The following is a 10,049-nucleotide window of genomic DNA, read 5'->3' as shown; positions in this document are numbered from 1 at the left end:
GATCACCAACCCGGTGCTGCAGAAAACGCAACGTCCACGTGTGATCCATACTATCAAAGAATTTTCGAATGTCTGCATCCAAGATCCAGTTTACCTGCTTACGGTATAGGGCTGTTTGCAAAGCATCCAGCGCATCGTGTTGTCCACGCTCCGGCCGAAACCCATAGGAGAATCCCATGAAGTCCGGTTCGTAGATGGCTTGTAAAACTTCCACCACCGCCTGCTGAACAATTTTGTCTTCAATACACAGGATACTGAGCGGCCTCTGGCTTCCATCTGCCTTCGGAATATACACCCGACGTGCAGGTTGAGCCCGATAGCTTCCCCGATGCACGCGCTTGTGCAGCAGTTCAAGCCGCTCATTGAGCCTTTCTCCGTAACTTGCCCAATCCACCCCATCAACACCAGAAGCTGCCTCACGTTTAAGCTTGAAATAGCTATGGCGAAGCAGCTCAATATCAATATGGTGCATAAGTGCAGTAAACTTCAGATCTTTCTTACCTTGCGCCGCACGGCGCACGCCCAACAATCCGATCGACGCAGCTCCCCGGCTCTGAGTCCGGACTGCGGCAGGTGGCTGGACGTTCCACTTGAGCACGGCCCTTCCCTCCAGCCTCTCCGCCGGGGGCAACTCCCCATTGTTCGAGACCTTCTTTGGTACTATGGCTGTGTCCGACTTCTCGTGAACGTTCACGCTTCTCGTTCGGCTTGCGCCTTCAGAAACCGGTCCGATAACACATTTCGGACATTCACGAGATCTCCCAGGTTCCGCACAAAGGACTTCTCCACGTGCACAGGGTCTCCGACTGCGCAAGGCCTGATCACGGACTCGCCTATTAATGTCCGGGACAGCATGGTCTTCTGTTTCGCTTAACAACATCGACGCCTTGAATTTTTATTTCGCAGCTCAATACCTGGCCCATGGTCTCCCCTGTCAACACTTCACGTTTATCCTCACGGATCACCGCGCATGACTCGGGGCCAGAGTGGCAGGCTAAACCTTCTTCTGTGTGGGACTTTCACCCACTATCCTTTGCCAGCTTATCCTGGCGTACTAAGCGTCAATCAAACCCCAGTAACTCCCTGGCTCAAGTTCAGCCCAGCAGGGCTGAGGTTTGAGGGCAGGAGCTGTGCATAATCATCGTCGGAATCGGCAAAGGGCAGGTGTTCAAAGAGGTAGCGAAGGTATTTGTAGGGCTCAAGTCCATTCGCCTTCGCGGACTCGATGAGACTATACAGACCGGCGCTGGCCTCGGCACCTTTCGGGCTGCCGGCAAAGAGCCAGTTTTTCCTGCCGACCACAAAGGGGCGGATGGCATTCTCGGCGGCATTGTTATCAGGCGTAACTTCACCATGCTTCAGATAGGCCTCCAGCCTGCCCCATTGGTTGAGCGTATAGCTCACAGCTTTTCCCAGAAGGCTCTGGGGGACAACCTGCAGGGATTTCTTGCTCAGCCACTTGAGAAAGTCATCCAGGATCGGTTTGGTTTTTTCCTGCCGCAGGATACCCATCTGCTGCGAGGTGTAATTCTCCCGCTTGCCTTCGTGCTCCACTTCATAGATCTTGCGGATGTAACTGAGCGCCACATCGACACTGCCGGTCCGACTGCCTTTACCGGAGCCCTTCTGGGCATCGATGAACTTGCGGCGGGCATGCGCCCAGCAGCCGGCGTGCGCCACCCCGGTTTGCTTGTCCAGGAAATCATAGCCGACATAGCCGTCCGTCTGCACCACACCCTTGTAGTCCTGCAAAAATGACGAGGCAACCTTGCCGCCGCGGCCGGTCTCATATTGATAGATCAGCGCCGGTTTGTCCGGCGGACCACCGCGGAAGATCCACATGTACGAGTCTGTGGTCGGAGACCGACCCGGCTCCGCGAGAACCTGGACGGTGGTCTCGTCGATATTGATCAACGGTCCCGAACGGATCTGTTCCTTCATCTTCGCCAGCAGTGGCTGACAGGCCGCGGCAGCCTTCATCGCCCAGTTGCACATGGTCGCCCGGGGGATATCGACTCCCAGTCGGGCAAATTGCTTCTCCTGGCGGTAAAACGGCAGGGAATCAACGAACTTGCCGGTCAGGATATGGGCTAAAAGACCGGCAGTGGCGATGCCCTTTTCGATGATCTGCTTCGGCACCGGCGCGATCTTCACTACCGCCCCCTCGGTCTCGAGCCCTTCGCAGTGCCTGCAGGTATATTTCGGCCGGATATGCCTGATCACCTGGATCACCGCCGGGATGATATCGAGTTTCTCCGAGACGTCTTCGCCGATCCGGCTCATCGTCCCGCCGCAGGCACAGACCTTCTCCTCGGCAGGGATATCATGCACCACCTCGATCCGGGGAAGAGCTTCCGGCAGCTTCTTCCGGCCAGCCTTCTCGCGGGTATGGGCCGGTACCTCGACCTCCTCTTTCTCCGGTTCCACTTCGGGCTCCGGCATATCAAAGAGCGGCAGCTGCGCGCCGGTCGGATCCGGCCCGCCTTTCTCGCTCTTCTTGCCGAACAGTTTGGCGTAGAGCAGGCGGACCTGTTCACGGAGAAGGTCATTCTCCTTTTCGGCGCGACGGAGCAGGCGTTGCAGTTCCTGGGGATCATCGGGCAATGGGGAAGTGTCTTTTAGCATGGCGAAACACTACCACAACACACCGGAATATGCAACGATATAATGAATAATATCAATATATTAATTCATTGCTCAGGAAACTGAGCCATATGCCAGTCGCCGATGCGCCTGCCGCAGATCCAGGCCGTGCAGCAGCCAGTCCAGGGCCGGCCGGCTGATCTCCAGCACTTCCGACTCCGTCTCCGGCCAACGAAAAGTATCTTGCTCCAGGCGCTTGAGCCACAGGCAAAAACCATTGCGATCCCAATACAGGATTTTCACCCTGTTCCTGCTCCTGTTGCAGAAGGCGAACAGGCTGCCGGAAAACAGGTCGAGTTGGAAATGCTCCTCGACCAGCAGTGACAGACCGTTGATCGATTTTCGCATGTCCGTCGCTCCAACCGCCACGTAGACCTTTACCTCCGGAGCCATGGCCAGCATTACAGTTGCTCCAGGGTTGCTATCAACCTTTTCAGCAGTATCGGCGAAAAATCCTCGCCGATCTCGATGCTGAAACGTTTTTCCTGAATATTCAACTGCAATGCGGAGGCACGTTTAACCATCGGACCGGGGCCGGCGGCTACCAGAGGAAAAAAACGAGGATGAGCGGACACTGCCTTGCTTTCCTTGCGTTTCCAGTAGCCGAAATTCTTGATGGGGAGATCATTGAGACGGCAGTATTCCACCTGACTCAGATTGCTCTCATGCCAAGATGCAACATGCTGCCGCCAGTAGTGCTTCTTGGCCAATTCCTCTGTCGATTCCGTAAACATCATCCATGCCTCCTTGAAAAGATTTCGGCATAGTGAAGCATATCTCTCGACTCAGCGGAAGATGGGGTTCCTTAGACGCTTACGTTTCTTATTATGCTAACCCAAAGCTCACTTGCCGCAAGGGGATGACGGACCGTGCAACAACTGACGGAAACACAAAAGGGGCAGCAGGCTATGAGCCCGCGCCCCTTACAGTCAATGTGCAGCGCCTTACTCGGCATCTTTACTGTTTGATTTTATAAGATATTTTTCAAGAACTTTTAATAGTTTTTCAGTGTTTTTGATTTCACATTCCCAAATGACCAAAACCTGCCAACCAGCGCTTTCCAATGCCGTAATATTTTGGTTGTCTCGTTCAATGGTTCTTTTTAATTTTCTGTTCCAGTATATTGTATTGCTTGTAGGTCTTGCCGCGCTTGGGCAAGCACTGTGTTGATGCCAAAAACACCCATGAACAAAAATCACCTTCCGGTGTTTTGGAAACACAAGATCGGGCTTTCCTGGCAAATCTTTCCGGTGAAGCCGAAAGCGAAATCCCATTGCATGTATCAAGGAACGAACTTTAATTTCTGGTTTTGTATTTTCCCCTTTAACGCGGGACATTATCCAACTTCTTTTGGCAGGGGGAAATACGTCTGCCATCCTGTTAACGCGCCCTCTTGATCTTCGTCCACCTTGATTCTGAAAATTTCTCTCCATTCCGATAATAAATTGTTTGGCGCTCTACATCAGATTGTTTCATCCTTACCTGGATATGCACTTCAACTATGTCTGTTTCGTCAGCCTTAAAACACTGAGCCAGAGCAGATATGAAACTCACTTCGTGGACTTTCCAGCATGGTGGGTTAGGATTATTTCTTGGGTCGGGTATTGTCCGAGGAAAGAGATAGAGACAAGGCGGGGGGATTTTCTTGGAATCAACTCTAGTGGTTCTTGATTTGATTTTTTGAATTTTTGGGCATGGTCGCCCTTTTGTGCCACATAGCATATCCCAAATAATGACACCGTCAACTTTCTGTTTTCGATGAATAGTTTCAGCACTCAATCTTGTATGAATGCCGGACCAAGAATTGTGACGAGGATCAGAACCAGGATTTTGGCACAGGGACCAAATAATGAACTCGTCCGCATTTGCGGGCCGTTCAAAAATATTGGTATTATTGCCGTCAAGGCAACCTTTCGCCTCAATTATGCATAAACGTCCATCGGGTAATTTGACTTCATAATCATGTCGTTCACCTGCGCCACTGAACTCCCAGCTAATTATGGCTTTTTGGGACTGCATGTAACTGAGAATTCCAGAAATAAAACAACGTTTTTTATCTGTTGTTGCAGCTTGAATTCCTCGTAGCTTTTCGATGGCGCTGTGAAAAATACCTGAATCCCAAAATTCGTTTTCAGACAAGCGATGCTTCCCTATCGCAGGTGCTTTTTTGCGAAGTTCGTCAACGTAAGAGTCAATTTCTTCCTTAACTTCATCAAGTAGTTCACAATAAATTATTGGCTTACGTCCTGGCACTTTATGCTGCTCCGATTTCTTGAGATGGTAGAGAGGAAGAGCCATGATTGGCTTGGCATAGAGGTTTAAGGATATGTCTCTCTATCCATTTCACTACAGGAACAACAACTGCGTCTCCCATGAGATGATACGCATCATTGTATTTGCTTGGCAATTTATACTTTTCATCAAGCCCCATAAGTCTCGCAGCTTCACGAGGAGATAACAGGCGTGAGCGAACAGATTCACCTTCAACAACTAAAATAATCTGCCTACTAGAACCACCAACTGGTGTTCTTAGGCAACCGCTAAGACCGTCGAATCTAACTTCAGCTCGCTGAACGCTTTTACCGTTTTCTTTTCTTGTCCTTTTGTAGACGGCTCCTACCTGCACCCCGCCAGCTTGTTGGGCTTTCTTGAGCTTCTCAAGATTAGCATCAGACATTAAAGAGATAATCCTTTCTGTTTCTCTATTTGAATGCCATTTAACCCCAACTGGTTCGTTCTCAAGAATTGACTTTAAGGTATTGCGGCATGATTCCGGTACTGGCAAATTCCACCAAAGCCAATTATTTTTAATCTGATTTGGCAAATTACAATATGCCTTCAATAAATTGTTTGGCAGCCACGGACAATCTGCTTGCTTCCCGAGAAGATGTTGGGGAATTTCTATTGAATCTTTTACCGCAATTACAAAAAGGCGTGGCCGTGATTGAGGTACAAATTTCTCAGCATCAATAACTAACGCACCAACATTATATTGTCGTTCAGTTATTACCTGAATGAGTGAAGTGAAATCTTTGCCTTCATTTGAATTTAGCAACCCAGCTACATTTTCAAGGACAATTATTGGTACTGCCCTCCCTTGATCATCAAGGCGGGCCATCAACTCCCAAAAAGGCCAAAAACAACCACTTCTTTTCGCAGACAAACCACTTTTTGGTTTTGGACCCGCGAGAGACAAGTCTTGGCATGGGAAAGACGCCCAAGCTAATGTCGCCTCACCTGGAAGCATTTTCGGGGTAACATGCTTTATGTCTCCTGTTGTTAGCTCTGCACCGCCCCCAAAGTTGTAACGATATACGTCCCCTTTTTTGGGGCAAATGTCATTGGCAAAAAGACATTCCCATTTATCGCCCAGCCCCTTCCGAGCGAGGCCGCCTCCAGCGAAAAATTCATAGAAATTATAACCGAGTTTTCTTTCCATACTGAACACTATATTCGAAATAAGCCGAGGTTTCAATCAGGTACCTACTTGTTTTCTCAAATCATTCGGCCATCTATAGTAGTACCAGTGTTTTTCTTGTGAATATCCATACTCACTTTCAATATAACTGCTCCAAACGCATCTGTTGTTAGGGAAGGTTGCCTTCAAAAATCTTTGGTCAGCCTTTTCAATGCGCGATGTGAACGATTTGATTTCATTTTTTGGTGCTTTTGCTACTTCTTCATCTAAATATTCCCTGCTCATAAGGTCATGGGTATATTCTTCGATGCAATCCCAACCATATTCGATCCATTTAACTGATTCTTCCCAATCTTCGATTGCCTTCAGTAGGACAGATTTTTCCATTGTACCCTATCGAACGTTTAATATACCGCAGCGGCTTTTTGGGAAGCCTGCCCACAAAAGTACCATACGGTAACTTATCGTGAATAACCACGATCCCTCTCTCAACTGCTTTTTCCTTCGTATACCTCGCTGACAATAAATTCTATGTAGTAGAAATATCAGAAATTCTTTGCATAGTAGACCAACATTCAGGTGATTGCAACAGAATTACGGTTAGGATGTTCGCTGCAGTATTTTGAAATTCTGGCCCTGTTATGCCGCTGCGGCATATCAGGTCTTTTTGTTTGTAAAAGATCGGTTGGGAGTGCCTTGATGGCTGGAAAAAAATAGAGGTTTCGTGTGGCATTATGGGCAATATCGCCTGTTCTGCTGCGGAGGCACGAAATCATGAATAACAGGAGTGTATTTGAAAAAATGGATAAAAACGAAGTGTTCACGAAGCTACATTTGGGGGGTTTTTGCTTGAGAGCCGAATGGTTGCCTCCGGAAAGGAAAAATATCCGGTCCATTGGGACAAGAGTTCTCTGAACATCATATATCATAACTGGTAAAGCAACTCCCAGACAGACCATGCTTGCCATGAGAGAGGCCGACTCGATTTGTCATAAAGTCGACCGCAGCATTGATGCCATACAATCAGATCTCCCGGCTGCCACCGCAGACTTTGCGGAGAGCGGCGATCCGTGCCAGGATCGGCGGATGGCTGTAATGGACAAAGACGTGGAACGGGTGGGGGGTGAGGTTGGCGAGGTTGCTGACGCTCAGTTTTTTCAGGCCGCTGATCAAGGCCTCACCATCGGCGCCGGTCCGGGCGGCAAAACGGTCGGCCTGGTATTCGTTATGCCGGGAAAAGGCATTCATTCCGATACCCAAGAACGTCGATATCGGGGCATACAGGAAACCGAAGAACACCAGCCCGGCATGGACGGAGATATGTTCCATCCCGAAGGCGGCGAACAATCCCGGATTATATAGGAAAAAAGAGAGCAGGAAGAACATCAGACCGGTCTGCAGGATCGAGAGCGCCATCATGCTCATGATATGCCTGAGCCGGTAATGCCCCATCTCATGGGCGAGAACGGCAACAATCTCGGCGGTGGTCAGTTGCTGCATCAGGGTATCGAAAAAGACGATCCGGCGAAAACGGCCAAAACCGGTAAAGAAGGCGTTGGCGCGGGTGGAGCGCCTGGAGCCGTCCATGGTGTAAATCCCCTGCAGGGCAAACCGCTGCCCGGCCGCATAACCGGTGATGGCCTCTTTGAGCTCACCTTCGGCCAGCGGCGTAAACCGGTTGAACAGCGGCATGATCAGCACCGGGGCAAGGAATTGGACCACCAGGATGAAGACCACCGCCGCCAGCCAGCAATAGAGCCAGGCGTGCGGGCCGCTGGTCTCGAACAACCAGAGGATGCCGGCCAGCAGCGGGCCGCCGAGCACGACTGTGAGCAGTGCGGCCTTGAGGCCGTCAGTGATAAAGGTGGCCACAGTCGTGGTGTTGAAGCCGAAGCGCTGCTCGATGCCGAAGGTGGCGTAGACGGCAAAAGGCAGATGCAGCAAGGCCTGGAGGAGGGCCAGCAGGCCAAGGAAAATCAGCCCGGTGGGGATAACGGACAATCCAAAACCGCGGGCCACGCCATCGATCAGGTTGAATCCGCCGGCGACAATAAAGGTCAATGTCACGACGAGGACTATCGTCGCCCGCGTCAGCGAGAAGACTGTCGTTGCCCGGGTGTAGTGCTGGGAGCGGCTATAGGCGTCGGCATGATAGACATGAACGAATTCAGCCGGCAGCTCGGGGCTGAGGGCGCGCAGGTTGAGCAGGGCCGCCGCCAGATGAAGCAGGTAGCTCAACAGAAGAATGGAGGCAATAATAACAAGATACGTGTTCATCGCGGATTTCGATTTCCTGGTTGTCGTGGTTCAGTGGCCCGGGGGAAAGCCGGCGATTTCACGTTCATCGCCCTCCTCCGGGTAAATGCCTTATGCAAACTCCGGCTGTCTCATCGTGGCAACGGTGACGGCGGCAGAACAGGATCCGGTTTTTCCGGAGCCCGGGTCTGAGATCGACCGCCTCCCCCTGGAGACACGGTCAATGGAAAGATCTCGTTTCTCCCTGTTCGGGAAAATGGTATCGTGGGGTTGGGACAAACCACATCCCATCAACCCATCGCCCGGAATCGCCGCGTCACAAGCCGATTGCTGCCACTGTCCGGACCATTCACAGGAGAAACAACCCATGCCGATCCCCGGAAACCTTCTGACCACAGCCATGGCCGTCATGCCCCAGACCGATGTCCGGCAGGCCCTCGATCTCGCCTTGTCCCTCGATGTCCCATTCTGGCCGCAGTTGCCGAATTACAGTTATTACGAAGACATGTACGTCCAGGCGGCAGAGCATTTTCCCGGTATCCTGCTGGATGTGGAAAAAAAGACCCTGCGCTTCTCGCTGCCGAAATTTATCGACGAATTCGAAGAGACCATGAGCCGGTTCGACGATCCGTCCTACTTCGATATCAGCGAGCAGTACTCGGTCGTCTACCATGATTTCCTTTCCCGGGAACTCGCCGACCGGCCGGCGATCCGCGGCCAGCTCGAAGGGCCGGTCAGTTTCGGCTTCAACATTCTCGACCAGGACGATCGCCCCATCCTGTTCGACGACACCATCCGGCCGTTCATGTTCGAGTTCATGGCCAAAAGGATCAATGTCCAGCTGGCCCGACTGCAGGAACGCAATGCCAATGCCTTCATGTTCATCGATGAACCGGGAATGCAGTTCATCTTTTCAGCGATGTCCGGTTACGGCGACCAGCAGGCGAAAACCGATCTCGATGCGTTTCTGTCGTCGGTCGACGGCCCGCGGGGGATCCATCTCTGCGGCAATCCCGACTGGGAATTCATGCTCGGTCTCGACCTCGATATCCTGTCCCTCGATATCTATACCAATGCCGAGATCTTTGCCTCATGTACCGGCTCGATCAAAAAATTTCTTGACCGCGGCGGGGTCCTGGTCTGGGGGATCGTCCCGACCGGTTATGAGGTGTTTGCCAAAGAAAGCCTGGGCTTTCTCGCGATGAAACTCGAAGGGATATGGCAGCATTTAGGTAAAAACGGGATCGATCTCGATCTGCTCCTGCACCGCAGCCTGCTGTCGCCGGCGACCTGCTGTCTCGTCAACCCGGATCAGGGGAAAACGGTGGCAAACGCCTTTACACTGCTGAACGACCTCTCGCACATGCTGCGGGAAAAGTACAAGCTCGCCTGAACGAGCGGCCTGGGCTCGACCGGGGCGATGCGGCAATACAGCTCAACAGGTCCGCTGATTGCAACTTCACCCCACCCGATCGCTCGCCCCTTAGGCGATGGCCCGCCCTTCGCCGGCCTCCTCGTAGGTCACGCCATCACGGATATGATAGATGCGCTTGAACGTTGGAATGATCTTTTCGTCGTGGGTGACGACAATGATCGCCGTTTCGAATTGCCGCGCCATATCGTTGAGGATCCGGATCACCGCCAGGGCCCGTTCGCTGTCGAGCGGGGCGGTCGGTTCATCGGCGAGGATCACCGGCGGACGGTTGACCAGGCCCCGGGCGATGGCCACCCG

At 51.8% G+C, this 10,049-nt stretch carries 10 protein-coding genes and 1 pseudogene; 1 reads left to right on the top strand and 10 read right to left on the bottom strand.

The genetic code is table 11. The annotated features are described in order from the left end of the window. The 9 genes from HNQ81_RS17045 to HNQ81_RS17005 form a co-directional block, all read right to left on the bottom strand. Positions 1-598, bottom strand: a 598-nt coding sequence (locus tag HNQ81_RS17045; RefSeq protein ID WP_337833472.1) for a reverse transcriptase domain-containing protein, incomplete at its 3' end; no start/stop codon positions are given. Positions 599-1,065: 467 nt separating this feature from the next. Then, complete coding sequence (gene tnpC / locus HNQ81_RS17040) at positions 1,066-2,625, bottom strand: IS66 family transposase (RefSeq protein ID WP_183352613.1); 1,560 nt, start codon at positions 2,623-2,625, stop codon at positions 1,066-1,068. A gap of 72 nt (positions 2,626-2,697) precedes the next feature. Continuing rightward, a complete protein-coding gene (gene tnpB, locus HNQ81_RS17035; protein WP_183352611.1) occupies positions 2,698-3,045 on the bottom strand; it encodes an IS66 family insertion sequence element accessory protein TnpB in 348 nt (115 codons plus the stop codon). Then, positions 3,045-3,380, bottom strand: coding sequence for an IS66 family insertion sequence element accessory protein TnpA (tnpA, locus tag HNQ81_RS17030; protein ID WP_183352608.1), 336 nt, complete (start codon positions 3,378-3,380; stop codon positions 3,045-3,047). The genes tnpB and tnpA overlap by 1 nt, the downstream gene beginning before the upstream one ends. Before the next feature lie 207 nt (positions 3,381-3,587). Further along, entirely contained in the window at positions 3,588-4,019 is a 432-nt protein-coding gene (locus HNQ81_RS17025) for a very short patch repair endonuclease (protein WP_183352606.1), read from the bottom strand. Positions 4,020-4,023: 4 nt separating this feature from the next. Next, entirely contained in the window at positions 4,024-4,896 is an 873-nt protein-coding gene (locus HNQ81_RS17020; protein WP_183352604.1) for a hypothetical protein, read from the bottom strand. Between the two features lies 1 nt (position 4,897). Then, positions 4,898-6,082: a DNA cytosine methyltransferase gene (locus tag HNQ81_RS17015; protein WP_183352602.1), complete on the bottom strand. Its 1,185-nt coding sequence runs from the start codon at positions 6,080-6,082 to the stop codon at positions 4,898-4,900. A gap of 36 nt (positions 6,083-6,118) precedes the next feature. Next, a complete protein-coding gene (locus tag HNQ81_RS17010) occupies positions 6,119-6,448 on the bottom strand; it encodes a hypothetical protein (protein ID WP_183352600.1) in 330 nt (109 codons plus the stop codon). A 636-nt stretch (positions 6,449-7,084) separates the two neighbouring features. Next, positions 7,085-8,338, bottom strand: a complete 1,254-nt coding sequence (locus HNQ81_RS17005) for a M48 family metallopeptidase (RefSeq protein WP_183352598.1) — start codon at positions 8,336-8,338, stop codon at positions 7,085-7,087. 346 nt (positions 8,339-8,684) lie between these two features. On the opposite strand from HNQ81_RS17005, the gene HNQ81_RS17000 reads away from it, so the two are divergent. After that, complete coding sequence (locus tag HNQ81_RS17000; RefSeq protein WP_183352596.1) at positions 8,685-9,710, top strand: uroporphyrinogen decarboxylase/cobalamine-independent methonine synthase family protein; 1,026 nt, start codon at positions 8,685-8,687, stop codon at positions 9,708-9,710. Between the two features lie 90 nt (positions 9,711-9,800). On the opposite strand, the pseudogene HNQ81_RS16995 reads toward HNQ81_RS17000, so the two are convergent. Beyond that, positions 9,801-10,049: pseudogene (locus HNQ81_RS16995) on the bottom strand (ABC transporter ATP-binding protein); the annotation flags it as partial.

This window comes from Desulfoprunum benzoelyticum, from assembly GCF_014201505.1.
In the GTDB taxonomy this organism is placed as follows: Bacteria; Desulfobacterota; Desulfobulbia; order Desulfobulbales; family Desulfocapsaceae; genus Desulfoprunum; species Desulfoprunum benzoelyticum.
The sequence above is the reverse complement of the archived record's forward strand: the minus strand, read 5'-3'. Positions and strand labels throughout refer to the sequence as shown.

Excerpts from the sequence above, each read along its gene's own strand:
- tnpC (WP_183352613.1), bottom strand. The coding sequence starts at position 2,625 with ATGCTAAAAGACACTTCCCCATTGCCCGATGATCCCCAGGAACTGCAA.
- tnpB (WP_183352611.1), bottom strand. The coding sequence starts at position 3,045 with ATGCTGGCCATGGCTCCGGAGGTAAAGGTCTACGTGGCGGTTGGAGCG.
- tnpA (WP_183352608.1), bottom strand. The coding sequence starts at position 3,380 with ATGATGTTTACGGAATCGACAGAGGAATTGGCCAAGAAGCACTACTGG.
- HNQ81_RS17025 (WP_183352606.1), bottom strand. The coding sequence starts at position 4,019 with ATGGCAGACGTATTTCCCCCTGCCAAAAGAAGTTGGATAATGTCCCGC.
- HNQ81_RS17015 (WP_183352602.1), bottom strand. The coding sequence starts at position 6,082 with ATGGAAAGAAAACTCGGTTATAATTTCTATGAATTTTTCGCTGGAGGC.
- HNQ81_RS17010 (WP_183352600.1), bottom strand. The coding sequence starts at position 6,448 with ATGGAAAAATCTGTCCTACTGAAGGCAATCGAAGATTGGGAAGAATCA.
- HNQ81_RS17005 (WP_183352598.1), bottom strand. The coding sequence starts at position 8,338 with ATGAACACGTATCTTGTTATTATTGCCTCCATTCTTCTGTTGAGCTAC.
- HNQ81_RS17000 (WP_183352596.1), top strand. The coding sequence starts at position 8,685 with ATGCCGATCCCCGGAAACCTTCTGACCACAGCCATGGCCGTCATGCCC.